This window comes from Microbacterium sp., from assembly GCF_044340635.1.
Classification (GTDB): Bacteria; Actinomycetota; Actinomycetes; order Actinomycetales; family Microbacteriaceae; genus Microbacterium.
Genome location: NZ_JBIITF010000003.1, coordinates 210,317 through 235,428, shown reverse-complemented (window position 1 = coordinate 235,428; position 25,112 = coordinate 210,317). Strand labels below are relative to the sequence as shown.

The 25,112-nt window shown below is 69.0% G+C and carries 26 protein-coding genes; 15 read left to right on the top strand and 11 right to left on the bottom strand.

All coding sequences use genetic code 11. The annotated features are described in order from the left end of the window. Positions 1-64: 64 nt before the first annotated feature. Positions 65-847 (bottom strand): SDR family oxidoreductase, encoded by a 783-nt coding sequence (locus tag ACIQ0W_RS04420; RefSeq protein ID WP_396641598.1) that lies wholly within the window; start codon positions 845-847, stop codon positions 65-67. Between the two features lie 143 nt (positions 848-990). Here ACIQ0W_RS04420 and ACIQ0W_RS04415 point away from each other — a divergent pair, with 143 nt between their 5' ends. After that, on the top strand, positions 991-1,413 hold the full coding sequence (locus tag ACIQ0W_RS04415; protein ID WP_396641597.1) for a DUF2809 domain-containing protein: 423 nt from the start codon (positions 991-993) through the stop codon (positions 1,411-1,413). A gap of 3 nt (positions 1,414-1,416) precedes the next feature. Here the strand turns inward: ACIQ0W_RS04415 and poxB are convergent, their stop codons facing one another. Both poxB and ACIQ0W_RS04405 read right to left on the bottom strand, forming a co-directional pair. Further along, positions 1,417-3,150 carry a ubiquinone-dependent pyruvate dehydrogenase gene (gene poxB, locus ACIQ0W_RS04410; RefSeq protein ID WP_396641596.1) on the bottom strand — a complete coding sequence of 578 codons (1,734 nt, stop codon included), beginning with the start codon at positions 3,148-3,150 and terminating at the stop codon, positions 1,417-1,419. Positions 3,151-3,231: 81 nt separating this feature from the next. Beyond that, positions 3,232-3,702, bottom strand: a complete 471-nt coding sequence (locus ACIQ0W_RS04405; protein WP_396641595.1) for a hypothetical protein — start codon at positions 3,700-3,702, stop codon at positions 3,232-3,234. A gap of 229 nt (positions 3,703-3,931) precedes the next feature. Here ACIQ0W_RS04405 and ACIQ0W_RS04400 point away from each other — a divergent pair, with 229 nt between their 5' ends. Beyond that, positions 3,932-4,069 carry a hypothetical protein gene (locus ACIQ0W_RS04400; protein WP_396641594.1) on the top strand — a complete coding sequence of 46 codons (138 nt, stop codon included), beginning with the start codon at positions 3,932-3,934 and terminating at the stop codon, positions 4,067-4,069. 7 nt (positions 4,070-4,076) lie between these two features. Here ACIQ0W_RS04400 and ACIQ0W_RS04395 read toward each other — a convergent pair whose 3' ends face one another. The 8 genes from ACIQ0W_RS04395 to ACIQ0W_RS04360 form a co-directional block, all read right to left on the bottom strand. Continuing rightward, the gene (locus tag ACIQ0W_RS04395; protein WP_396641593.1) at positions 4,077-4,691 is read right to left on the bottom strand and encodes a hypothetical protein; all 615 of its coding nucleotides are present in this window, start codon (positions 4,689-4,691) and stop codon (positions 4,077-4,079) included. Between the two features lie 12 nt (positions 4,692-4,703). Beyond that, positions 4,704-5,444 carry a dienelactone hydrolase family protein gene (locus ACIQ0W_RS04390; RefSeq protein WP_396641592.1) on the bottom strand — a complete coding sequence of 247 codons (741 nt, stop codon included), beginning with the start codon at positions 5,442-5,444 and terminating at the stop codon, positions 4,704-4,706. 49 nt (positions 5,445-5,493) lie between these two features. Continuing rightward, positions 5,494-9,072, bottom strand: coding sequence for an error-prone DNA polymerase (locus tag ACIQ0W_RS04385; RefSeq protein ID WP_396641591.1), 3,579 nt, complete (start codon positions 9,070-9,072; stop codon positions 5,494-5,496). Then, positions 9,072-10,646: a DNA polymerase Y family protein gene (locus ACIQ0W_RS04380; RefSeq protein ID WP_396641590.1), complete on the bottom strand. Its 1,575-nt coding sequence runs from the start codon at positions 10,644-10,646 to the stop codon at positions 9,072-9,074. The genes ACIQ0W_RS04385 and ACIQ0W_RS04380 overlap by 1 nt, the downstream gene beginning before the upstream one ends. Before the next feature lie 2 nt (positions 10,647-10,648). Then, a complete protein-coding gene (locus ACIQ0W_RS04375) occupies positions 10,649-11,374 on the bottom strand; it encodes a hypothetical protein (protein ID WP_396641589.1) in 726 nt (241 codons plus the stop codon). A gap of 64 nt (positions 11,375-11,438) precedes the next feature. Further along, positions 11,439-11,825, bottom strand: coding sequence for a DUF1304 domain-containing protein (locus tag ACIQ0W_RS04370; RefSeq protein ID WP_396641588.1), 387 nt, complete (start codon positions 11,823-11,825; stop codon positions 11,439-11,441). 237 nt (positions 11,826-12,062) lie between these two features. Further along, positions 12,063-12,572 (bottom strand): hypothetical protein, encoded by a 510-nt coding sequence (locus ACIQ0W_RS04365; RefSeq protein ID WP_396641587.1) that lies wholly within the window; start codon positions 12,570-12,572, stop codon positions 12,063-12,065. Between the two features lie 2 nt (positions 12,573-12,574). Next, on the bottom strand, positions 12,575-12,988 hold the full coding sequence (locus ACIQ0W_RS04360; RefSeq protein ID WP_396641586.1) for a DUF4383 domain-containing protein: 414 nt from the start codon (positions 12,986-12,988) through the stop codon (positions 12,575-12,577). A 156-nt stretch (positions 12,989-13,144) separates the two neighbouring features. On the opposite strand from ACIQ0W_RS04360, the gene ACIQ0W_RS04355 reads away from it, so the two are divergent. The 13 genes from ACIQ0W_RS04355 (at position 13,145) to ACIQ0W_RS04295 (ending at position 25,109) form a co-directional block, all read left to right on the top strand. Further along, positions 13,145-13,957, top strand: a complete 813-nt coding sequence (locus tag ACIQ0W_RS04355) for a glycosyltransferase (RefSeq protein WP_396641585.1) — start codon at positions 13,145-13,147, stop codon at positions 13,955-13,957. A 513-nt stretch (positions 13,958-14,470) separates the two neighbouring features. Beyond that, on the top strand, positions 14,471-14,902 hold the full coding sequence (locus ACIQ0W_RS04350) for a hypothetical protein (RefSeq protein WP_396641584.1): 432 nt from the start codon (positions 14,471-14,473) through the stop codon (positions 14,900-14,902). Next, positions 14,899-15,444, top strand: coding sequence for a PilW family protein (locus ACIQ0W_RS04345; protein ID WP_396641583.1), 546 nt, complete (start codon positions 14,899-14,901; stop codon positions 15,442-15,444). The genes ACIQ0W_RS04350 and ACIQ0W_RS04345 overlap by 4 nt, the downstream gene beginning before the upstream one ends. Then, positions 15,435-16,946, top strand: a complete 1,512-nt coding sequence (locus ACIQ0W_RS04340) for a hypothetical protein (protein WP_396641582.1) — start codon at positions 15,435-15,437, stop codon at positions 16,944-16,946. Before ACIQ0W_RS04345 ends, ACIQ0W_RS04340 begins: the two co-directional genes overlap by 10 nt. A 79-nt stretch (positions 16,947-17,025) precedes the next feature. Further along, entirely contained in the window at positions 17,026-18,084 is a 1,059-nt protein-coding gene (gene pilM, locus ACIQ0W_RS04335; RefSeq protein WP_396641581.1) for a type IV pilus biogenesis protein PilM, read from the top strand. 640 nt (positions 18,085-18,724) lie between these two features. Continuing rightward, the gene (locus tag ACIQ0W_RS04330; protein WP_396641580.1) at positions 18,725-19,141 is read left to right on the top strand and encodes a type II secretion system protein; all 417 of its coding nucleotides are present in this window, start codon (positions 18,725-18,727) and stop codon (positions 19,139-19,141) included. 74 nt (positions 19,142-19,215) lie between these two features. Further along, positions 19,216-19,632, top strand: coding sequence for a hypothetical protein (locus tag ACIQ0W_RS04325; RefSeq protein WP_396641579.1), 417 nt, complete (start codon positions 19,216-19,218; stop codon positions 19,630-19,632). 62 nt (positions 19,633-19,694) lie between these two features. Beyond that, positions 19,695-20,189 (top strand): type II secretion system protein J, encoded by a 495-nt coding sequence (locus ACIQ0W_RS04320; protein ID WP_396641578.1) that lies wholly within the window; start codon positions 19,695-19,697, stop codon positions 20,187-20,189. Beyond that, on the top strand, positions 20,186-21,721 hold the full coding sequence (locus tag ACIQ0W_RS04315; RefSeq protein WP_396641577.1) for a hypothetical protein: 1,536 nt from the start codon (positions 20,186-20,188) through the stop codon (positions 21,719-21,721). The genes ACIQ0W_RS04320 and ACIQ0W_RS04315 overlap by 4 nt, the downstream gene beginning before the upstream one ends. Beyond that, positions 21,718-22,563 (top strand): prepilin peptidase, encoded by an 846-nt coding sequence (locus tag ACIQ0W_RS04310; protein ID WP_396641576.1) that lies wholly within the window; start codon positions 21,718-21,720, stop codon positions 22,561-22,563. Before ACIQ0W_RS04315 ends, ACIQ0W_RS04310 begins: the two co-directional genes overlap by 4 nt. A gap of 52 nt (positions 22,564-22,615) precedes the next feature. Beyond that, complete coding sequence (gene pilM / locus ACIQ0W_RS04305; protein WP_396641575.1) at positions 22,616-23,674, top strand: type IV pilus biogenesis protein PilM; 1,059 nt, start codon at positions 22,616-22,618, stop codon at positions 23,672-23,674. Continuing rightward, positions 23,671-24,396, top strand: coding sequence for a hypothetical protein (locus ACIQ0W_RS04300; RefSeq protein ID WP_396641574.1), 726 nt, complete (start codon positions 23,671-23,673; stop codon positions 24,394-24,396). Before pilM (ACIQ0W_RS04305) ends, ACIQ0W_RS04300 begins: the two co-directional genes overlap by 4 nt. Further along, complete coding sequence (locus tag ACIQ0W_RS04295; RefSeq protein WP_396641573.1) at positions 24,393-25,109, top strand: hypothetical protein; 717 nt, start codon at positions 24,393-24,395, stop codon at positions 25,107-25,109. The genes ACIQ0W_RS04300 and ACIQ0W_RS04295 overlap by 4 nt, the downstream gene beginning before the upstream one ends. Positions 25,110-25,112: the final 3 nt, after the last annotated feature.

Sequence of the window (25,112 nt, the reverse complement as noted above, 5' to 3'; positions counted from 1 at the left end):
CCAGGCGTCGGCCTGCGGCCGAAGCATCCGTCACCCTGCTCTTCCCAGCCCGACTGTCCACAGCTCACCAGGTGGAGTCGCCCCGGATGACCGCATCCGATCCACCGTCGATGAACACGACCTGACCGCACAGGTGCGCGTTCTCTTCGCTCGTCAGCCACGCGAGGAGGTAGGCGACATCGCGCGGTTCGAAGATGCCGTTCAGGGGCATCGGCACCATCTGCAGCAGAGCTTCGCGTGCCTCGGCGGTGGCGGTCAGGTCGGCGGTCATCGGGGTCGCGACGACACCGGGTCCGACGGCGTTCAGCGGGATGCCCGCGCCCGCCCAGGCGGGGGTCGGGGCGTTCCGGCGGATCCATCGCGCGAGCGCCTGCTTGGTCGTCCCGTAGATCAGGTTCGCCGTCTCGGGGGCGGATGCCTCGAGCTCGGCACCTCGCGCGAGCGCCGCCTCTTCGTCGCCGGCCAGGAGCGCCTCGAGCAGGGCGTCATCCGGCGGGAAGAGGGATGCCATCGATACCGTGGCGACGGCGCGGGGGGCCGCAGAGCCGGTCAGCAGGGGGCGGAGGCCCTCGAGTGTCGCGACCGCGCCGAAGTAGTTCACCGCCACGGTCGCGGTGGTCGGGGTGGCCAGGCCCGCGTTGGCGATGATCGCGTCGATGTGCCCGTCGGTTGCCGCGGCGACCTCGGTGACCATCCGCTCGCGTCCCTCGGACGTGGTCAGGTCGACGTTGACATCGGCATTTCGGATGTCGACCCCGACCACACGATGGCCGCGCTCGCCGAGCAGCTGGGCGGTGGCCGCTCCGATCCCGCTCGCCGCTCCCGTGATGACGTATGTCCGAGACATGGTGTGCCTGCCTTCGTCGTGAGATTCGTGGTGAGAGGTGCTCCGCCGGGAGGCGGCTCCCGTCTTCATCCTGCTCCTCGGGACCGGGGGAGGGGAGGTCGTCGCGCCGTGAATATGCGCGTGGCGACGCCTACGGTGGAGGGATGGCGGATGACTCGGCAACCACGGTCGCGGCGCGACCCCTCCGCCGTCGCCTCATCGCGCTGGGGCTGCTGCTCGTGACGGTCGGCGCCGGTCTGGCGGTGCACCTGCTGGCGCCCGACGGCGCGGCATCCGACATCGCGGGTGACGCGCTCTACGCCGTCGCGGTGTATCTCGCGGTCGTGATCCTTCTGCCCCGCGTGCGGGTCGCCGTCGCCGGGCTCATCGCGGCGGCCTGGTGCGTGGCGGTCGAGGTGTTCCAGGTGACCGGAGTGCCCCTGGACCTCGGGCGGGCGTTCCCGCCCGCGGTGCTCGTGCTCGGCACGGTCTTCGACGTGCGCGACGTCGTCGTCTACCTCGTCACGATCGCCGTGGTCGCGCTGGCCGACGGAGTGCTCCGGGGCGGGCGACGCTCTCGCGCCTAGGCCTCACCCGAAGATGCGACGCCACACGTTGGTGTCGGCGAGGTCGAGGAGCTCGTCACCCCGGCCCGACATGACCGTCCGCAGGGCGTAGAGCGCGAACCCCTTGGCCTGCGCCGCCGTGATCGACGGCGGGATCGAGAGCTCGTCGCGTGCCACCACCACGTCGAGCAGGACGGGTCCGGGGTCTGCCAGTGCACGCGTCAGGGCGTCCTCGAGCTCGGACGCCTTCTCGACGCGGATGCCCGTTATGCCCATCGACCGAGCGACCTCGGCGAAGTCCGGATTGTTCAGCTCGGTCCCAAACGGCACGATCCCCGCCGCCTTCATCTCGAGCTCGATGAAGCTGAGCGAAGAGTTGTTGAACACGACGATCTTGATCGGCAGGTCGTTCTGGCGGATCGAGAGCAGGTCGCCCATCAGCATCGCCAGGCCCCCGTCACCCGCGAGGGCGATGACCTGGCGGTCGGGATCCGTCGCCTGGGCGCCGAGTGCGTGCGGCATGGCGTTCGCCATCGACCCGTGCGTGAACGACCCGATCAGGCGCCGCTGCTCGGTCATCCGCAGGTATCGGGCGGCCCAGATGACCGGGGTCCCGACATCCGCCGTGAAGACGGCATCCCTCGCGGCCAGCTCGTCGATCAGACGTGCCACGTACTGCGGATGGATGGGTTCCTTGCCATCGTCGTTCGCGAACCCGTCGAGCTCGCGACGGGTCTTGGCGTAGTGCGCCACGGAGTCCGTGAGGTGGGAGTCGCTGCGTCCGTCGCTCAGCAGGGGCAGGAGTGCCGCCGCCGTCTCGCGCACCCCGCCCACCAGGCCGAGATCGATCGGGGTGCGGCGCCCCAGCTGCTCGCCGCGGATGTCGATCTGGATGATCTTCGCCTTGCTGGGATAGAACTGGCGATACGGCAGGTCGGTGCCGAGCATGAGCAGCGTGTCGCACTGCTCCATCGCGCGGTAGCCCGAGGCGAAGCCCAGGAGCCCCGTCATGCCGACGTCGTACGGGTTGTCGTATTCGATGTGCTGCTTGCCGCGGAAGGCATGCACGATCGGGGCCTGCAGCCGCTCGGCGAGCGCCATCACCTCGGCATGTGCCCCCGCGACGCCCGCGCCCGCGAGGATCGTCACCTTGCCGGCGGCGTCGAGCAGGTCGGCGGCGGCCCGCAGCTCGGACTCGGACGGCACGACGCGTGGTTCCGCCGCACGGATCGGCGCGGACGGGCGGCGGTTCGGGGCATCCGCGAAGAACACATCGGCGGGTACGACGACGACCGCGACGCCGCGCTTCTCGATCGCGGTGCGCATGGCGATCTCGAGCACCCAGGGCAGCTGGCTCGGGTCGGCGACCAGCTCGCTGTAGACGCTGCACTCGCGGAACAGCTCCTGCGGGTGCGTCTCCTGGAAGTAGTTGCTGCCGATCTCGGCGGACGGCAGGTGCGATGCGATCGCGAGCACCGGCACGCGGCTGCGCTGCGCGTCGAACAGGCCGTTGATGAAGTGCAGGTTGCCGGGGCCGCCGCTGCCCGCGACGACGGCGAGCTCGCCGGTCATCTCGGCCTCGGCGGCGGCCGCGAAGGCCGCGGCCTCCTCGTGCCGCACGTGCATCCAACGGATGTCCTTGTCGCGGCGCAGAACGTCGGTGAATCCGTTCAGCGAGTCGCCCGGCAACCCCCAGATCCGCGTGACTCCCGCGCTCTTCAACGTTTCGACGAACAGTTCTGCGACGCTGTGCGACATGCGAGGTCCTTTCCGGGACGATGATCGGCCACGATACGCGTGGCGAGCCTCACGCGAGAGGGGTTGCGCTCGCCGTCCGTGTCATCCCTCGAGAGTGGACGAGGGCGCGTGGATCGCTCTTTGCGTGGCCACGGCGAGGGGAATGTGGCCCGCAGCCAGGATCGTCGCCGCGAGCGCGATCCACCACGATCCGAGCCATCCCGCGGAGAGCAGGAACGCCGCGATCGGGAACAGCGCCATCGGCACCGGGACGAGCCCGAGGGGCGCGTAGAGGGATGCGACGTGCCGCCCGGTCGCGAGGTATCGCACCCAGAGTCCGAGGTAGACGGCGATGCAGGCTGCCAGCGCGGCGAACCACCACGGATCACCGGGTTCCTGCCCGGTCAGGGCGGGAGTGACGAGGCAGAGGGCCTGGCCGGCCCGCTCCAGCCAGGTGAGCGGTCGCGGAGTGCGGGTCGGCGGCAAGGCATCGACGGGTCGGAAGAAGATCAGAATCGCATTGGGCGCCAGGACGGCGAGCGACACGGCCAGCCCGGCAAGCGAGAACCCCACGATTCCTCCTCGCGGCCATCGTAGGAGCACCGCGCGACGGGATGTCCGGTCACGGGCCGTGTATATCTGGATCGGTCCAATCTAGACATCCTGGACCTCGATCGGGAGCGAAGTCTGCATATCGACGCCTACTGATCGGCTGGGGCAGCCAGTCCACGTCAATTGGACTGTTGTTCCCGTCGGGGTGATGCGGTCGGATCAAACCATTCACCCGACTCCGGAGGCTCTCATGTTCATCGTCGTCCTGCTCGTAGCGCTCGTTCTGGTTGCCCTCGTCGTTGCCGCGACGACCGCCGCCGTCCTGCGCGACGGGCACGGCGCGATCGCGGACGACCGGGCGTACGACACCCGGCGGCCCGGGCCGTGAGCCGCGCTCAGCGGACGGATCTGATCGCTGCCGCCGCGATCCCGCTCTTCCAGCCCGGCGCGCGTCCGTGGTCCGGTGGGTGGAGCGTCGACGCGTCGACCCCGCTGCGGGTCAGCGCCCACGACGCGAGCGAATTCGAGTTCCACATGTCACCGATCCGCAGGGGATCCCGGCCCCACACGAAGTCGGGCACCGAGGCCACGACGCCGGACACGTTGCGGGCGCTTTCGCGGCTCAGGTCGAGACGGACCGGCGGACCCACCGCCCAGGCGCGGTCGGGAAGGATCCCGTCGCGCCAGCACCGCACCTCGTAGCGGAAGAATCGTGATCTGCCGAGGGCCCGCATCCCGACCGGTCCGGTCGCCACCACTCCGCGGTCGACCGCGGGTGCTCCCCATGCCGGTGCCATCTCGATGATGTCGCGATGGCCATCGACGAACAGCTCGAGGGCGGCGTGGAAAAGGGGCCGTCGCGGCCTGCGGTGGGCTGCGGCGTCAAGCCCCTCCCACCACCTACTGGTGTGGACCACGACGTGGCCGCCCGCGCCCACGGGGAGCCACCACAGCAGGAGATATGAGTCGGGCGTGCTCGGTGGGCGGTGCGGCTCGGTGGGCGTCGGCATGCCGGTTCACGATCAGGTTTCGATGCCCAGCCGCTCAGCGACGAACGTCGTGGCCCTCCGCCACGCGTCGGCTGCGGCATCCGCATCGTAGGTGTGCGGATTCGTCTCGTTGAAGAACGCGTGCCGCGCCCCCGGATAAACGTGGTCGGAGAAGGCGATGCCGTTGGCCTGCATGACCTCGCGTACCTCGGGGAGTCGATCGACGATGGCCGGGTCGAGCTCGCCGTACAGCGCGAGGACGGGGCACGCGATCCGTGCGATCGCCTCGGGTTCGGGGGCCGTCCCGTAGAAGGGCACCGCGGCGCGGACCCGGTCGTCGTCCGCGGCGAGGGCGAAGCTGTAGGTCCCGCCGAAGCAGAAGCCGGTCACGGCGATGCGCCCGTTCACATCCGGGAGGGCGGCGAGGTGATCGACGACGGCCCGGAGGCGTGCGACGGCCTCCGCTGCGTACTCGGGCGAGCGGATCGGTGCGAGCGCCTCGCGAAGGCGGGGCTGCAGCGATGCGCGTTTCTCATCATCGGGGTCGGCGTTCAGAGCGGCGAGTTCTTCGCCGACCTCGGGGGTGACCCCGATATCGCTCAGCAGGTCGGGCGAGAGCGCCAGGTATCCCTCGTCGGCCCACCGGTCGGCGATCCGCGTGATCTGGTCGACGAGGCCCCAGATCTCGTGAATGACGATGATCGCTCCGCGCGGCGGACCCGCCGGCTCAGCACGATAAACACGGACTCCGTTGATCTCGATGCGCTCACCCACGGCGGCAGTCTAGGCGGGCCATGCGGGCAGTGACGAGCGCGTCTGCCGGTCAACGGAAGTCCCGGGAGTTGTGCCGCACCCCGACCCGCAGGTCTTCGAAGCCATCCGCCACGAGGTTGGTGACGCCCTCGGGGGATCGCTCCAGCATGCCCCGAGCGATGAGCGCCGGGCTGTCGCGCACGACGCGGCGATACCGGTTCCACACGCCGACCGTGCAGATCACGTTGACGAGCCCGTGCTCGTCCTCGAGGTTGAGGAACGTGACCCCGGATGCGGTAGCCGGGCGTTGTCGGTGTGTCACGAGCCCCGCGACCTCGACGCGCCGGCCCTCTTCGTGCGTCCGCATCGCCTCGGACGACAGCACCCCCCGCTGATCGAGGTCGGGACGGTAGTGCGCGAGAGGGTGATCGCCGGTCGAGATGCCCGTGGCCCACAGGTCCGCGGCCAGGGTGTCGTAGCCGGTCAGGTCGGGGAAGAGCGGAGGCTGGACGGCGATCATCGTGCCGGGCAGGAACTCGGAGCGATCCTGCGCGGCCGAACCCGCGAGCCAGATCGCTTCGCGGCGCGTCAGCCCCAAGCACTCGAAGGCTCCGGCGGTCGCGAGCGCCTCGAGCTGGGCGGCAGTGGCGTCGGTGCGCCGCACCAGATCGTGCAGGTCGCGATACGGGCCGCGCGCATCCCGCTCCGCCACGATCTTCTGCGCGGTCGCCTCACCGATGCCCGTGACCCCCTTCAGCCCGAGGCGCACGGCGAAAGCGCCGTCCCGGCGATGTGCGGCCGAGGTATCCGGTGCTCTGATGTCGAACAGGCCCGGATGGGGCTGCTCCGGGTCTCGGCACGAGTCCAGCCCCGTCGGGCGGCGCGTCCCTCGGGTCGGAGTGTCGGGCCCGTGCGCGCCCTCGCGCTTGCCCCCGCCGAGCGTCGGAGATCCGCCCGGCGTCGGAGGATTCGGGGCTGTGGCATCCGACGCTCGCCGAATCCCCGACGCTGAGCCGCTGCCCACCCCCGGCGCATCGTCGGTCACGGGCTCGAGCAGCTCGGTCACGCCCGAGCGCTGCAGGTCGGGCCGCAGCACCTCGACCCCGTGGCGCCGGGCATCGGCGACGAGGGTCGCGGGGGAGTAGAAGCCCATCGGCTGCGACCGGAGCAGCCCCGCGAGGAACGCCGCCGGGTAGTGCAGCTTGATCCACGAGCTGGCGTACACCAGCAGCCCGAACGACAGCGAGTGCGACTCCGCGAAGCCGAAGTTCGCGAACGCCTGGATCTTAGCGTAGATGTCGTCGGCCACGTCGCCCGTGAGTCCGTTCGCGGCCATGCCCTCGTACAGGCGCTCCCGCAGCGAATCGATCTTCTCGAGCCCGCGCTTGGACCCCATCGCACGGCGCAGCAGGTCGGCCTCCTCTCCGGTGCATCCGCCGACCGCCATCGCGATCTGCATGAGCTGCTCCTGAAAAACCGGCACCCCGAGCGTCCGCTCGAGCACGGGCTCGAGCTTCGGATGCGGGTACGTGATGGGTTCTCGGCCGAGTTTGCGCCGGACGAACGGATGCACCGCACCGCCCTGGATCGGCCCCGGACGGATCAGGGCGATCTCGACGACGAGGTCGTAGAAGGCGCGGGGTTGGAGACGCGGGAGCAGGCCCATCTGCGCACGCGATTCGACCTGGAACACCCCGATCGAATCCGCGCGGCACAGCATGTCGAAGACGGCCGGCTCTTCCTTCGGCAGCGTCGCGAGCTCCCACCGCTCGCCCGTCGCGTCGCGGATCAGGTCGAAGCAGTGCTGCAGGGCGGCGAGCATGCCGAGTCCCAGCAGGTCGAACTTGACCAGCCCCATCCAGGCCGCGTCGTCCTTGTCCCACTGGATGACGGTGCGGCCGGGCATCCGCGCGTGCTCGATCGGCACGACCTCCCCGACGGGCCGGTCCGTCAGCACCATTCCGCCCGAGTGGATGCCGAGGTGCCGGGGTGCCTTGAGCAGTTCGGTCGCGTATTCGATCACCTGCTCGGGAATGTCGTGGTCGGACGACGTCAGTTCGGCACCCCAGCGCTCGACCTGTGCCGACCAGGCATCCTGCTGTCCCGGTGAATGGCCGAGCGCCTTCGCCATGTCACGCACCGCGTTCTTGGGTCGGTACTGGATGACGTTCGCGACCTGCGCGGCGCGGTCGCGACCATACCGGCCGTAGACCCACTGGATGATCTCTTCGCGGCGATCGGAGTCGAAGTCGACGTCGATGTCGGGCTCTTCGTCGCGCAGCGACGACAGGAACCGCTCGAACGGCAGCCGATAGTAGATCGGGTCGACGGCCGTGATGTTCAGCAGGAAGCAGACGGCGCTGTTCGCCGCGGATCCGCGCCCCTGACACAGGATGCCCCGGCGACGGGCTTCGGCGACGATGTCGTGCACGATCAGGAAGTAGCCGGGAAAGTCCTTGCGCTCGATGACGTCGAGCTCGCCCTCGATCCGTTCACGCTCGGCCGCGCTCAGGCGCGGATAGGTCCGCGGCACGGCCTGCCAGACCAGATGCCTCAGCCACGACATCGGCGTGTGCCCTTCGGGTACCTCCTGCTTCGGGAGCGCGGGCTTCGCACGACGGAGGGGAAAGGCGAGCTCGTCGGCAAGGGGCACGGTGCGGGCCACGGCTCCGGGGTACCGCGAGAAGCGCGCGTGCATCTCGGCCCCCGAACGCAGGTGCGCGGCGTGATGGGCGGGCAGCCAGCCATCCAGCTCGTCCATGCTGCGGTTCGCCCGCACCGCCGCGACCGCCGCAGCGAGCCGGGCGCGTTCGGGGGCGGCGTAGTGGACGTTGTTCGTGGCGATCAGGCTCAGACGGCGCTCGGCGGCGAGCGCGGCGAGGGCGTCGTTGCGACGCGAATCGAGTGGATCGCCGTGGTCGGTCAGCTCGACGTGCACGCTGTCGCGGCCGAACAACGCGACCAGGCGATCGAGTTCGCGTGCGGCGCCATCGACACCCTCGACCTCGAGCGCCCGTCGCACGGCCCCCTTGCGGCATCCGGTCAGCACAGCCCAATGCCCATCACCGCCCCGCCCATCGCCTCTCCCGCCCGAGCCCGCGCCCGACTGTTCGGCGAGTTCTTCGAGGTCGTAGACGGGCCGCCCCTTCTCGGCCCCCCGCAGCTGCGCGGTCGTGATCGCCCCGGCCAGCCGGTGGTAGCCCTCTTCGCCGCGGGCGAGGACGACCAGGTGCGCACCCTCGGGTTCGGGCTCGCCCTTCTGCGGGCGGGTGAGCTCGAGCGAGAGCTCGGCGCCGAAAACGGTGCGGAGTGAGAAGGCCTCGGCGGCCTCGGCGAAGCGCACGATTCCGTAGAAGCCGTCGTGGTCGGTCACAGCGAGGGCATGCAGGCCCAGCCGCTCTGCCTCTTCGACCAGATCTTCGGGCGAGGACGCTCCGTCGAGGAACGAGTACGACGTATGCGCGTGCAGCTCGGCGTAGGGAACCGTGACGTCGGGGCGCAGCACGGGCGGTTTGACGTAGGCCGAGCGCTTGCGCGACCACGCCGGGCTGTCGCCGCCGTCCGCGTTCGGCGGGGTCGGATCGGGTCGGCGGCCGCTGAGGACGCGTTCGAGCTCGGACCACGGCACGGGAGGGTTGTCGAAGCCCATCAGTCGTACCTGCCCTCTGCCCACCAGCGCTCGCCCTCGTTCACGAGCATCCAGGCCGTCTGATCGGCATCGACGACCTGCAGTCGGTACGCGGTACGGATGCGTTCGGCATCCCAGATGCGCTCGCGCACGGGCCAGGGGCCCGCCCACGCGGCGACCGGACGCTGCCGTCCCTCGAGCCCCAGCTGCACCGGTGGCGCGCTCAGCCGGCCACGCCCGTCGACGCTCACCGACCGGCCCTCGTGGTCGGTGACCGCGGCGCCCTGACCGGCGGGGAACACGGTCGCGGGCAGGGGAGCGGGCAGGTGACCCGGCCAGGGCTGCGCGCGGGAGCGGGGGACGGACGCCCGATCGCCCCACGGCACGAGCGTCTGGCGCTCGGACAGCCAGCGGCCCCCGCCGAGCGTCGGCGTCGTGACCCCACGATGCCCGAGCATCGCCTGCACGCGCGACAACGCATGGTGCACGCGCTCTTCGGCGCCCTGCCCGAACAGCCCGGGTTCGTGGTGGGATGCGGCATCCACCGCCTGCGGAATCAGCCGCACCAGCGCGACCCCGCTCTTCAGGTCGTTGCCGATGGCCGATTCGAGTTGCCAGCGCACCCGGTCGACGACATCGGGGGCGTCGAAGCATGTCGGATGCAGCCACACCCGCTCCGAGAATCCACCGCGCTCGTCGGTCAGCTCGACCCGCAGCTCGGTGCAGACCAGGGAGATCTGTGTCAGGTTGTCGATGAATTCGTCGGCGGTGGTGCGTACGCCGAAGCCGATCTGGTCGACGAGCTCGAGGGGCGGCTCGAAGGCGATCTGCCGCTCGAGCTCGGGGGGAGGGGTGCGTGCGATGACCGCGCGCGGGTCGCGCCCCCCGGCGAGAGCGTGCAGGCGGATGCCTCGTTCCCCGAACCGTCCCCGCACCTTCTCGACGTCCAGCGCGGCGAATTCACCAAGCGTCCGTACGCCCAGTCGGGCGAGCAGACCGATCAGCTCCTCGTCTTCGAGCGTCGCGATCGACAGGCCCGACAGAAACGTCGCGGTATCGCCCGACGGGATCACGAGGATGCCCCCGGGGCCCGTGCGCCGAGCCGCCTGCTCGGCGGTGAAGGGGCCGTCCGCGACGCCCGCACGCGTGTCGGAGATGCCGAGGTCATCGAGAGACTCGCGCAGCACCCGAGCCGCCTCCTCTTCACCCCCGTAATACCGCGCCGGACCACGCGCTCGCAGCGCACAGAGCCCCGGTCGGATGATCTGGATGCCGGGAGCCCGGGCCTCGATCGCCTCGACAACCGGCAGGAAGCCGCGGTGATCACGCGCGGCGTCGTCGGCGACGATCTGCAGGGCGGGGCAACGTGCCTGGGCATCGCGTCTGCGCTGCCCTCGCCGCACCCCTTCGGCGCGTGCGGCGGCGGAGCACGCGACCACCCTATTTGCGTGAATGATCGCGACCGGCTGCCGTGCGAGGGTGTCCGTTTCGCCCGCGAGGGTGCCCGTTCCTCCCGCGAGGGTGCCCGTTTCCCGCGCGAGCGCGACGATGGGCCAATCGGGAATCCACAGCACCAGGCTGCGCACGACGTCCACGATCAACCCGCCGCTCGGATACGGATGGGCGGGGCAAGGGTGGTGTCACGCGCCGGGGTGCGGGCGGCGACGATTTCGCCCGACACACCACCATCGGGGCCGGGCAGCAGCATCCGGACGCTCCGTGGCACCGGCGAGCGGCGGCTGCTCGCGGTGACGGTGACCTCGCGGCCTTCGAGGTATCCGTGTCCCGCATCCAGTCCGCTCCAGCGCGGGTCGCTGACGCTCAGCAGAGCATCGGCCCCGGGCCAGTCGCCCATGACGAGCAGAACGGTGCCGCGGTCGCGCAGCCGGGCACTCAGCCGCGCGACGTCGCCGTCACGAGCGCGGCCCTGTGGGCGCACGGCCACGATCGGCAGCACCTCGGCGACCGCCGCGGCGACCGCCAACCATCGCTGCCCCGGTTCGGGGATGAGTACGAGACGCTCGAGGTCCACACCGAACGACGCGGCTGCCTCGGCGCCCAGTGTCGGCATACCGATCGCCGCACACCACGATCCCGCCTGGGATGCGGTGGCGATGAGGGCCAGCAGCAGGCTGGGAGAGGCCGAAACCGCATATGAGGCCCCCGGGCGGAGCCCTCCTTCGGGCAGCAGAGAGGCCAGCAACGGATGCACAGGCAACGGCGGAGCCTCGACCCGCGGGGCTTGTGTGCGGTCGAGCTGGGCCCGCAGGCGTCTCAGCTCGTCCGCGGGCGAAGCCGCAGTGCGGGGAAGGGGCGTAGCCATCCCGTCATGCTAGAACATAGCTTCGACACTGGCCAGGGGTAGGATGTGAACGTGCGTGCGAATCTCAGGTGAGCAGGCCCACGCTGATCAATACGACGGCGATGAGGGGTGCCGCGCCCTGCACCGCGGCGGCGCGTGCTTTCGCGGGCGACGAGAGCACCAGCACCAGGCTTGCCGCGAGCATCGACCCCGTGCCGACGAGCACGAGGGTTGCCCCGACGGGCAGGTTCCCGGCCGAAACCAGAATGATTCCGAGCCCGGTCGCGATCGCGAGGAACAGATTGTAGAAGCCCTGGTTGAACGCCAGCTCGCGCGTCTGCTGGGCCTGCTCGGCGGTCGTGCCGAACGTGGCCCGTGCGCGGGGAGTCGTCCAGATGATCGACTCGAGCACGAAGATGTACACGTGGATGAGGGCTGCGAGCCCCGCGAAGATCAGTCCGGCAATGACCATGCTGCGCTCCTTCGATGGCCGGCGTCCTGCGCCGACACCCCATCATCGCGCTCCGACGGCCCGATGTCTGTACGCGAACGGTCGCGACTCGCCGTGCCCGTTGAGGGTCACGCGGCGAGTCGCGACCGTTCGCGAAGATCGGCCAGGGTGCAGCAGAGCGACCGAGCCTCAGCGACCGAGGCTCAGCGACCGAGGCTCAGCGACACAGGCTCAGCGACACAGGCTCAGTGACCGAGGTCAGTGGCCGTGGTGGCCCGTCATCTCGCCGTGCGGCACGGCGTAGTCGCCGGCGTTGGTCTGTGCGAGCGCCGGCGTCGTCAATCCCGACACCAGCAGTGCACCCGCCACGACGCCGATCAGTGCTCGTCCCGCGGGGACGGCAGAGCGAGCGGATGCCTCGGCATCCGACCCTCGTCCCTCATGACCCCGGGCGGCCCGGCGCAAGGTCACGGCGGCGATGCCGGCGATCGCCACGAGCATGACGCTCGAGCTGACGAGCGGCATCCACGCCATCAGGTCTAACAGGGCGAGGACGAGTCCACCGAGGGTTGCGAGAACCCCCACCGCGAGGGTGGTGCGCACGAGGGGCATCCGTCCCTGGCGCAGCATCACGATTCCCCACACCAACTCGGCGACGCCCAGCGCCGTGAGCGGCAGAAGTACGCCCAGCGGTGAGCCCGCCGCCACGGCGATATGGATGAGGCCCGCCCCCCAGGCAAAGAGGGCGGGCCACATACGAAGCGACATGCTCAGACGGTCGCTCGACGCGTCTCGACGCCGCGCTCTGCACCGAGTCCGACACCGAGGAGCACGATGGCGCTCGCGAGGTGGAGGAAGTGGTCGGCGGTGTTCAGCGCGAGGATGTTCGCGGCCGTACCCACCAGGAAGAAGCCGACGATACCGAGCAGCAGGTAGACCGCACCGATCGTGATGTTGACGCCCTTGGCCGCGCGGACCGAGGACAGGCCGGCGATCAGCAGGGCGGCACCGATGAGGAGGTGCGCGATGTTGTGGAGCGGGTTGACCTCGAAGATGCCGAGGAGCAGCCCACCGTCGGTGGCGATGAATCCGACGCCGCCGGTGACGGCGAAGCCGAGCAGGCCGACGAGGACATAGACGGCGCCGAAGATGATGGCGACCAGGCGGTTGGGTGATGTGCGCATGAGCGCCTCCGTTCTGCACGGTGATTCCGTGTCGTTGGGTGTTTCGGAGGCTAACGCTCATCGGATTGAAAGCTGAGGGGATTGCGTTCCGGCCGCAAACACGACACCATTTCGCCCTTTTGACCGGGTTCTGCGACCGCGGAGTAGGTTGACACCGTGCCGCTCGCTCCCCGTGTCGCCGTCGTGATCCCGTGTCGTGACGATGCGGAATTCCTCGAGGCGTGCCTGACGGCGCTCGACGAGCAGAGTAGGCCCGCGGATCGTGTGATCGTGATCGACAACGGGAGCGCGGATGATTCCGCCGCCGTCGCCCGTGCGCACGGCGCCGAGGTGGTCCGTGAGGACGTCGTCGGGATCTGGCCGGCCGCCGCGCACGGTTATGACGAGGCGGCGTCCGACTGCGACATCATCGCGCGGGTGGACGCTGATTCGCGGCCGCATCCGGACTGGATCTCACGGATCGTCCGGGCCTTCGTGGCCGACCCGGCGCTCGGCGCGCTGACGGGTTCGGCCGAGTTCTACGGGGCGGGTCCGATCGTGCGATATCTCGGCGCGAAGTGGTACATCGGCGGCATGTACTTCTGGGTCACGCCGTGGCTCGGGCATCCGCCGGTCTTCGGGTCGAACTTCGCGATGCGCAGGGCGCTGTGGTTGCGGGTCCGCGATGAGGTCGACCGCTCCAACGCCGGTATCCACGACGATCTGGATCTGTCCATTCACCTGCGGCGGACGGATGGTGTGCGGTACGACCCGACGCTCCGGATGCCTGTATCCGCGCGCCCGTTCGCGACGCACGGCGCCCTGTGGCGGCGCGTCGGACGGGTAATCCCGACGTTCGCCGCGAGCTGGCCCGCCGGCGCGGCGTGGCGACGAGAGCGTCTGACTCTCGAGCGGCATGACGCGCGGCACGAGAATCGGGCCGAGGTTCTCGACGAGGGTGACGAGTGGGCTCCGGGCTTCGGCCGGTGAGCTCTCACAAACCTCAGGTTCTGCTCAGGATCGCGTTAGTCCCGAGGACTTTTCCGGCCCCTGGAGATCAGCACTTAAGCAATGTGAACTGGGTTTTATTCGCTTAGTCCGCGCGCACCTTCTCCACAGCCACGCAATCTTGGCTTGACTTCAACATGAGAACTGTCTCATGATTCTGAACGGGGAAGGGATCGCTTGTCGGTCCGAAATACCTGGCTTTGGGGGCCGGGGGTTATCTGGGGATGTTTTCTGGGAGCTCCTTCCGTCGTTGAAGTCGAGTCAAGAAATTCACTGGGGGACACGGGCATGCGTGTATTCATCTATCGCACCGTCGGCTGGGGCCAACGCGGTGTGATCGTCGTCACGGTGGGGAACCATGACGACGTGCACACGCTCTCGCGCACCGCAGCGGAATAAGACCGATCCGCGCGTTCGCGTGGGTTGGAACAGGACGCCTGGTGAAAGCCGGGCGGCTGGGGAAATGCAAGCTCGCACTGGGGAGGGTGAGCGCACATGGGGATGATGCGAGATGGCCGGTGGGGACCGACCAAGACTGACGCGGGACTGGGTCTCGTCGAGGTCGTCATCGCGATGTTGCTGCTAATGGTGATCTCGTTGGCGGTTCTTCCGCTGATGATCACCGCCACGCAGTCGAGCGTGAGTAACCGGGAGATGGCGAAGGCGAATGCCTTGGCCAGCTCCACCGTCGCGGCGCTGCGGGCGCAGTTCCCCGATTCCACGACGGCGACGTCGTGCGGATCGGTGCGAGCTGTCACCGGGGAAGCTGACGCCGAGACCGGCCTCACGTCGACGATCACCTTTCCGGGCGGGTGCCCGGCGCGATATCCGGGAACGGTGACCGTCACGGTCTCCGTTGCCGACATGTCTGCGCCGGGCACTCCGCTTTCGACCGTCTCCACCAAGATCCTGGTGGGTAAAGCATGACGCCCCACAGCACGACCGATCGCGGCGCCGACGACGCCGGTATGACTCTCGTCGAACTCATCATCTACGGCGCGATCTCGGCCGTCGTCCTCAGTCTTCTCGCTACGCTTTTCGCCTCCAGCCTGAGCGCTGAGGCGCAGACACGCGACCGTGACACCGCCACCGGAGGAGCGCAGGTCGTCATGAGCTCGCTGCAGTCGAGCATCCGCAATGCCAGCGAGATGCGCGTCGACGGCGACGTCGTCCGCGCCGTCGTCGCGACCGGCGCGAGCGGATGGTCCTGCGAGGCATGGGCGCTGCAGGGCGACCGTCTTTTGTACCGCTCTTCGGAATCGGCGATCGCGCTGCCCGACGCATCCGGCTCGGGGTGGGCGACCCTCGTGAGCGGTGTCTCGGGAGCGAAGAACGGTTCTCCATTCTCGATCGCCGGCCGCACGCTGAACGTGTCGCTCGCGGTGAAGGCGGGCGCGACGACCGTGCCCGCGGCCGGCCACGTCCTCGCGCAGGCCAAGCAGAGCGGGACGGTGAAGCAATGCTGGTGAACCAGCTTCGCCGGACCGGCGAAGACAACAAGCGCGCCGGCGATGACACCGGGTCCGCGATCGTCTCGGTGCTGATCGTCATGATCGTATTGAGCCTGATGGGGCTGACGGCCGCCGCGATCGTGACCAACACCACCGGTTCGGTCGTGCAGACCCGTGGCAGCGTGCAGGCGAAGGCCGCAGCGGATGCGGGCATCACCGCGGCTCTCGCTCAGGCGCGCGGCACGGGCGATTTCTGTGCGCTCTCGCTCACGAGCTCGAACCCCTCGTACACGGCAACGAGCGCGTGTGCCTCGAACCAGGTCACGATCACCTCGACCGGCCGGGGCACGGATGGCGGGACGACACGGACGCAAGCGGTCTACGCCTACACACCAGCGAAGGATGTCGGCATGGGCGCCGATCTCACGTTCTTCAACAGCGCAACCTTCACGTGGGAGGTGAAGACGGTCGCGGCCGCCAAGCCTTTGACCATCAATATCGCGAAGGGCGATTTCACCTGCCAGGTGCCGATCGCGGCATCCATTCGGGTGCAGGGTGCGTTCGCCTCCAAGGGCTCGTGCGACGTCGCGGGCTCGGTCACGGCGGGCGGCACGATCGACATGACGAACGGCAGTGATACCGTCCGCGGCAACCTGTCCGCCGCGGGGACCGGCACCAGCCTCGTGCGGGGTTCGGTCGGCGGGAAACTCACAGTCGGCGGATCGCTGGAGTTCGGCTGGGAGCAGAAGATCATCGGCGGCGATGTACAGGCGGCGGGCGACGTCAAGCTCGGCAGTCAGCGGTTGGCGAAGGCGCTCACGTTCCCGGCCGGCAAGAAGTTCGTGCAGGACCAGGGTGTTGTCAGCGGCACGATCTCGCGCCCCGCCTCGGTGGCAGCCCCGGCGGCACCGTCGTTCGATGCTTGGTTCGATTACGCATACAAGTCGTCGGACTGGCCCGGGTACTCGATCATCACGCTGACCGCATCCGGAGCGGGTCCCGGGACATGCGACTCGTTCAATGCGCACCCGGCGACGGGGTGGACGAGCCTCGCATCGCTCACCACGCCGACCGTGCTCGATGCGCGTGCCTGTTCGACCCTCAGCTCCAACAGCGGCACGCAGCCGGTCGTGGCGCTGAGGACCGACCTGGTGATGCTGGCCAAGAGCTTCGATCTGACGATGCTCACCATGACCGCAGCGCCGGGCGCGCAACCGAAGGTGCACGTCGTCGTCGAAGACACCACGAAGGACTCGCAGCCGACGTGCGGGAAGCGCGGGGGCACGATCAACATCAACGGCACCTCGATGGCCTCGGGCATCACCGCGCTGGCCTACACGCCCTGCGCGGTCGACGTGCACGGTATCGGTGGGCGCGACGCGTGGAACGGGAGCGTGTACGCGGGCCAGTTCTCATACGGCGGGCTCGTCACGTTCTCGAGCGACCCGATCTCGCTGCCCGGCGTCGCCGGCGGGGAGCCGGTGCTCGGCGAGCTGGTTTCACAGCGAGACATCCGTTAGCGGGTGAGCACGGCGTCACACGGCGCGACGGTGGTGGGGGATCACCGGGACACAGAAAGCGAACTGGGGGATAGCGATCATGGGCAAGACAATTGTGGGGCTGGAGATCACCGAAGAAAGCGTGCGCGCGGTCGAGGTGACCGCGGGGCGCCGCCCCGTGCTCGTCGCGAGCGGCGAGGTCGCGCTGCCGGCGGGCGCCGCGAAGGACTCCGAGGTTCTGGATCAGGATGCCGTGGCCCTGGCGCTGCGGCAGCTCTGGACCCGTGCCGGGTTCCGCAGTCGCCGGGTCGTGCTCGGCATCGGCAGCCGGCGTGTGCTCGTCCGCGAGTTCACGACGCAGGCGATGCGCCCGGATCTGCTCCGGCAGTCGCTGCCCTTCCAGGTGCAGGATCTGCTGCCCGTTCCGGCCGATCAGGCCGTGCTCGACTTCCTGCCCATCGCCGAGGTGGACGGTCAGATCAGCGGCCTGCTCGTCGCGGCCGTCTCCGAAACGGTAGAGACGCTGCTCGCGACTCTGGAGAAGGCGAAGCTGCGCGCGGATGCCGTCGATTTCGCGCCGTTCGGACTCGCCCGCGCCGCGGGCGCCTTCGCGGCCCCGGGCGAGACCGTCGCGATGGTGCACGTCGGCGACCACACGAGCTACGTCGTGATCGTGCGTGACGCGGTCCCGCTGTTCGTGCGCATCCTGCCCATCGATATTCCGACCGCGGCCACCTTCGGCCACGACGTCACGATGGATGTCACGGCGAACACCACCGCGGACGTCGACGCGGCGATCGCCGAGATCTTCGAAACCGTCCCCGCCGGCCCACGGGTCCGTCTGGGCGCGGGCTCGGACAGCCACTCGCACCCCCCGATTCCGCTCGCTGCAGCGGATCTTGCGGCCCGCGTGCGGAGCACCCTCTCGTTCCACGCGGGGCGAGGGGATGAGCTGGCTGTAGAGCGCGTGCTGCTCAGCGGCGCCGGAGCAGCCTCAGATGGCGTCTTCGACGCGCTGGACGCCGCGCTCGACGCGGAGATCGTGCTGGTCTCTGCCGCCGATGTGATCACGAGCGAAGCCGTTCAGTTGCCGGAGGGGGACGCGGGCCGCGATCTCGTCAGCACGCTCGGCCTGGTCATCGGGGCGGAGGCCGCGTGAGGGCCTTCCCGCAGAAGTTCACCCGTCGGGCGGGGGTCGTCATGATCATCGCCGTCGCGGTGGCGGCCGTCATCACGATTGCCGTGCCCCTCGTGCTGCGCGCGATGGGTTGAGAAGAATTCGGTCGCCCGGACATCCCCCCACCCCCCTTGTTCGAATGCGACCGAATGGCCGCCCCCGGGTTGTCGATACGTCGACACCCGGGGGCGTTTCCTTTTGATTACATGAGGGCGCTCTCATCTTGACGATGAGGACCCTCTCATGTTTCCGGCCCGTTTCGGGCAGATGAGAATTTCGGGGCACCGACCATGCTTACCCCGGCATGTTTGGAAAAGCTCTCCACATCGGTGGTGGGTGCGTAGTTAGGCAGCGTGAACTGGGGTTAATTTCCCCATGACGGTCCAGTTCGGGAGTTACTGGTCAGCGGTTGCGCAAATCCTGAGCGTGTCTTGAGGGGGAATTGCGGTGCAGGGGATATATCGGCCTTGACAGAAAGATGAGAAGTCCCTCATGATTCTTGCCGGGGGATGGATGCATTAAGTGCATTCGCCAAATAAGGCCGAGGCGGACAAGGACCTGACGGAGGGCTTGTCCGCCTCGACCGGCCCCACACAACCACTGCAAGGGGAGAGAGAAAGAAATGCGAGCAACGATCAAGAACTACATCCAGGCCGAGCAGGAGCGACGCGAAGAGAGCGGCGAGAAGGGCTTCTCGCTCATCGAGCTCATCATCGTCGTCGTGATCCTCGGCATCCTCGCCGCGATCGCGATTCCGATCTTCATAAGCATCCAGGATGACGCCAAGGAGAGCTCACTCAAGAGCGTTGCAGCCAATGGCGCGTCTCAGGTGGCCGCAAAGTACGCCACAGACGACACCGCACCTAGCGCGCAGTCTCCGCTCGTCAACCTTGAGACCGGCGATGTGACGTCGGTGACTGTTGCGGGAACGAATCTCGAGAATTTCTGTGTGGAAGCACGCACGGCCGCCAACTTCGCCAAGTCGGGTCCCGGCTGCAGCGGTGACGAATATGGCACCGTAGCGGCGCCTACGCCCTAGCGGATACTACGTGGGTGCGGGGCGTCGCTGACGCTCCGTACCCACGTAGTTAGTTCTGAGGATGTGGGAGAGACATGCCTCGTGGGATTCAGGAAGAAGCCGGCTTCAGCCTCGTCGAGCTCGTGATCGCGATGTTCTTCATCGCGGTCCTCGCGCTCGCGCTGCTGCCGCTGCTGACCGGTGCGACGCAATCGAGCACGACCAACCGCACGCTCGTCGCGGCGACGTCGTACGCGAACGCGCAACTCGCACCGATCCGCGCCGCCTTTCCGCATGACGCGCTGACGACGACCTGCACGGCCGTCGCGGCGATGGGTGCCACCGCTGTTCCGGATCCGTCCGGCAGCGGCCTGGCGGCGACCATCGCCGTGGAACCGTGCCCCGTCGCCCTGCCCGACACCGTGATGGTCACCGTCACGGTGTTCGAGGCAGCGTCTCCCTCGAAAGTCCTCGTCCGCATGCCGACCGAGATCGTTGTCTCGGCACCATGACGAAACGAATGACTGACCGCACGGCGCACTCGCGCCGCGTGCGGGGGGAGGAGGAGGCGGGAATGACGCTCATCGAACTCATCATCGCGGTGTTGATCACCGCGCTCTTGCTCGGAGCCGTGGCCTCCCTTTTCGCCTCGGGACTCCGCTCCGAGTCGGCGACCCGCGATCGCGACACGGCCACGGGCGCTGCGCAGGTCGTGACCGAATCGCTGCACGCCTCGATCCGCAATGCCGCCGAGGTGCTCGCCACCGGCAACCTGCTGCGGGCCGTCGTCGCCACCGGATCCACGGGGTGGGAGTGCCGCGCGTGGGCCCTCGTCGGAGACGAGCTGCGCTACCGCACATCGGCCGCACCGATCGGCACCGACGCCACGACCTGGACCGTGCTCGCGCGCGGTGTGAGCGGAACGCTCGAGGGCGATGTCCCTTTCACGAACGACGGTCGCCTCGTCACGATCGGTGTCGCGGTCACCGCAGGAGCTGCCTCGGTGCCCGTCACGGCGGGTGTCGCCGCGCAAGCGCGAGCCGAGGCGCCGGTGATCGCATGTTGGTGATCACTCCTTTCCGTCGTGACGGTTCGGCTGACCAGCGGCGCAACGACGACGGTGCCGTGCTCGTCGTCGCCCTCGTCGTCATGCTCGTCCTCGGCATCGCAGGGCTGACCGCCGCTGCCATCGTCACGAATACGACGAACTCGCTCGTGGGCGGTCGTGACTCGGCTCAGGCACGGGCCGCCGCGGACGCCGGACTCGCGCAGATCGTCGCGCAGGCCCGGCGCTCCAGCGCCGTGTGCGGCGCGACGGCGAGGAGCACCGTGGCGCCCGTCTACGTCGCCACCTCGACGTGCGACGGCGCGCGGGTCACCTTCGCCTCGACCGGGAGGGGCGCGAGCGGCCGAGAGATCACCCTCGCCGCGGTCTATGAATACAGCACCCAGAACATCGGGGGCGACGGAGACATGGTGTTCTTCGGCAAGACCACCTTCACCGACGAGGTGCTCGCGCACACCCTCGACGACGAGCTGCTCTCGATCGTCATCCCCACGGGCGACTTCACCTGCCAGTCCGTCATCCCCGCGAACATCGTCCTGAGCGGAAACTTCCTCACCAAGGGCGGATGCGACGTGCAGGGCTCCGTCGTCGCGGGCGGCCGCATCGACATGTCCAACGGCACCGACACGGTCCGGGGAACGCTTTCTCTGGCAGGCACGGGCACCAACAACATCCAGGGCACGGTCGGTGGCGACATCCTGGCCGGCGGCACGCTCGATTTCGGCTGGAACGCGAAGACCGTGGGCGGAGATGTGACGACGGCGGGCGCGGTGATGCTGGGCAGCCAGCGTCTGCTGGGATCGCTGACCATGCCCGCGGGTGCTCAGTTCGCGCGGGAGAGCGGCTCCGTCGCGGGCACCATCAACACGCCGGAGACGGTTTCCGCGCCCGCGGCAGCGCCGACCTTCGCGCCCTGGTTCGACTACCGCTACCGGGCTTCAGACTGGACGGGTTACGACGTCATCACCCTGGCCGATGTGCGGGGAAGTTCCGCGGAAGGAACCTGCGGGTACTTCAACGCCAGCCCCGGAACCGGCTGGACGAGCCTCGCGACGCGCACTACCCCGACCATCCTTGACGCGCGGGCTTGCGCGGAGCTGAGCTCGAACAACGGCTCGCACCCCGACGTCGCCCTGAAGACGGATCTTGTTCTACTCGCGAACGACTTCGACCTGACCAGGTTGACCTTCCGGCCCGCATCGGGGGCCGCACCGGATCTCTGGTTCGTCGTGGAAGACACCGTCAACGACGGGGTGCCCTCGTGCGTGCGCGGCCGCGACATCCTCATCAACGGCACCGTCATCGAGGCGGGCATCGCAGCCATGGCCTACACCCCGTGCATCATCGACGTCGCCGGTATGGGCAACGATCTGTGGCACGGCGCGTTCTACGGCGGAACATTCGATTACGGCGGGGGTCTGTCCTTCTACGGTAAGTCCATCGACCTGCCCGGCATGCCCGAGAGCGACACCTCGGTGGGCGTCGAGACGCTCGAGGCCCTCGGCCTGCTCGTCAGTCAGCGGGACGTGCCATGATCGCCGCGCTCACACCCGCCGCGCTCGGCCTGATCGTCGCGTTCGCAGCCGTCCTGGGTCTCGTCATCGGCTCGTTCCTCAACGTCGTCGTCTACCGTGTGCCCGCCGGTATCCCGCTCACCCGCGAGAGCCGGTGCCCGAACTGCGAGGCGCCCGTGCGGCCCTGGCAGAACGTCCCGGTGCTCTCGTGGCTGGGCCTCCGCGGACGATGCGCGTCGTGCCGCGCCCCCATCTCGCCGCGCTATCCGCTCGTCGAACTACTCACCGCGGCGGTCTTCGCGGGCGTGGCGTGGTACTTCGCCGCACCGGCGATGGCGACCTCGGCCGGAGCAGCATCCGCGGCCGTCGTCATCGCGATCGCCTACCTCTACTTCGCGGCGATCAGTGTCGCGCTCGCCCTCATCGACCTCGACACGCGGCGCCTGCCGAACGCGATCGTGCTGCCGAGCTACGTCGTGTCGCTCGTCCTGCTGGCAGTGGCATGCGCTTTGGGCGCCGACTGGTCGGCGCTGCTGCGGGCGGTCATCGCCATGGCTGTGCTGTTCGCTTTCTACGCCATCCTCCGCGCGATCCGTCCCGACGGCATGGGCGGAGGCGACGTGAAGCTCGCGGGCCTCCTCGGTATTTATCTGGGATGGCTCGGCTGGGGCAGCGTCGTGGTCGGCGCCTTCGCGGCCTTCCTGCTCGGCGGTGTGTTCGGCGTCGCCCTGCTGCTGGCCCGTCGCGCCGGACGCCGCACCGCGATCCCCTTCGGGCCGTGGATGCTCGTCGGCGCGTGGATCGGAGTCGTCGCGGGCGAGCCCATCGCCCGTTGGTACCTGCAACTCTTCATCGGCGCATGAGCGCCCACACAGCCCGTCCCGGGCGGATCGAAACGGAAAGGGAGGACCGACGATGACCAAGACCATCGTGGGACTCGAGATCACCGAGCAGAGCGTGCGCGCTGTCGAGGTGAGCGTCGGACGGACGCCCACCCTCCTCGCCGCGGGCGAAGTACCGCTGCCGCCCGGTGCCGCGCGCGATTCGGAAGTGCTCGATCCGGATGCGGTGGCTGTCGCCATCCGGCAGCTCTGGAGCCGCGCGGGCATCAGCGGCAAGCGCGTCGTGCTCGGCATCGGCAGTCGACGCGTCCTCGTCCGCGAATACTCGACGCAGGCCATGAAGCCCGAACTCCTGCGCCAGTCGCTGCCGTTCCAGGTACAGGATCTGCTGCCGGTCCCCGTGTCGGAGGCGGTTCTGGACTTCTATCCGTTCGCCGAAGCAGACGGTCAGGTGCATGGTTTGCTCGTCGCCGCCGTAGCCGAGACCATCGAGACCCTCATCGCGACGCTTGCCAAGGCGAAGCTGGCGGTGGACATCGTCGATCTCGTCCCCTTCGGTCTCGCGCGCGTCTCCCAGCGTCTCGGACGCCCCGGCGAGGCAACAGCGATGGTGCACATCGGTGACCACACCAGTTATGTCGTCGTCTCGGTCGACGGCATACCGCGCTTCGTGCGGATCATCCCGATCGACATCCCGACGGCCGCCGTTCGCGCTCGTGCCGACGCCGCATCCCTCCTGCCCGCGCCCGCGCCGGAACTCGTTCTGACTGGTGCAGGGACAGCGCCGGGGACGACGGCACCGAGTGCGGGACCGGTAGGGGGGCGTTCGCTGCTCCGAACACAGGCCGAGTCGACGCCCTCCGTCGGCGACTTCGCCGCGCGCCTGCGCAGTACCCTCTCCTTCTACGGCAATCGCCCCGGGGCCGCCCGCGTTACCACGGTCTGCGTGAGCGGCGCGGGAGTTGCGGCCAAGGGCATGCGGGGCGAACTGGCGCGTGTTCTGGACGTGCCACCGCAGGCCGTCACGGCATACGGGATCCTGCCGACGACCGTCGCGGGCGAACCGTCCACCGACCTCGACCTCAACCTGGTCTCGACGATCGGGCTCACCCTCGGCGAGGTGACGCGATGAAACGCGCGACACTGACGCCGGCCACCGCGGGGATCCCGCGGGTCAACCTCATGCCGCGGGCCGAGACCGAGCGGCGCGAGCGCGCTGCGCTCGCGGTCCGGTGGGGCATCGGCCTGCTCGGCGCGCTGCTCGTGGTCGCGCTGCTCGCGGGGGGTGCGTTCTGGCTCAAGTGGAATGCCGACCAGCGCCTAGCGGGGGAGCAAGCACGAACGGCCGGACTCCTCACCGATCTCGCGGCGCTCTCCGAGGTGAGCCGTGCGATCGGGATGAGCGCCGAGCTCGAGACGTTCCGCGCGGACGCGATGGCATCCGACCTCAAGTGGTCCGAACTGTTCGCTTCGCTGGAGGAGGCCCTTCCTGCCGGGGTGGTCGTGACGGGCTTCGATCTCACGGTGGGCGCCGCGCCGACGATGCCGGTTGTGGCTGCGGAAGCTCCCGCGGGAGGCGAATCCGCGGGAGAGAACGCGGGGACCGCGACCGCCGCTGGTGCGGCCGAGCTCGCCCTCGCGGGAACGCTCGAACTGCGCAGCCCGACGGCGATCGATGTCGCACCCGCGGTGCGGGCACTGCGTGATGTCGCCGGGGTCGCGCAGGTCGACCCGCTCGAGATGACGACCGAGCAGGTCGGCGACAGCGACGCGCGTTCCTACATCTACCGCTTGCGGACGACATTCGATCAGACGCTCTACACGGGCGCATACGCCGAGGAGGCGCTCGGATGAACATCCCGAAGCAGTTCCTGAACCTGATCGGCGCGATCGTCGTGCTCGCAGTCGTGACCGCCGGTGTACTGCTGCTCGCGCTGCCGTTGTACACACAGTCGTCCACGACCGCGACCGATGCGAACCTCGTGGCCCAGACCAACGCCGGATACGAGGCGCAGATCGCGTCGCTGCGTGAGCGCGAGGCGGATATGGATGAGATCGAGGACACCGTCGCCGAGCTGCGTCGAGAAATCCCGGCCGAACCCCTGCTCGATGACGTCTTCGAGGTCGTCGCAGCGGCCGCAGACACGGCCGGTGTGAGCATCCAGACCGTCACCGTCGGCGAGACGTCCGCGTGGGCGCCGCGCGCAGCGCTGACTCCCGACGCGGTCCTGTCGACCGACGGGGCCCCGGCCGCCGAGGCCGCTCCCGTCACGCCGGACGCGACGACAGAAGGAACCCCGCCGGCGGAGGGGACCGACACCATGACAACCGACCCCACAACAGCCGACTCCACGACGACGGATGCCGCGACGGTAGCCGATCCGCAGATCCAGGTCGCGTTCACGGTCACCGTCACGGCCCCGAGCCCTGCGCAGGCGGAGCGGTTCATCGACGCGCTGGGGGAGGGCAACCGCCTGATCGGCATCGTCCACTCGGCTCTCACCTCCGGAGCCGATTCATACGACCTGACGGTCAACGCACTCGCGTTCGCCCGCACCGAGAACTGAGGC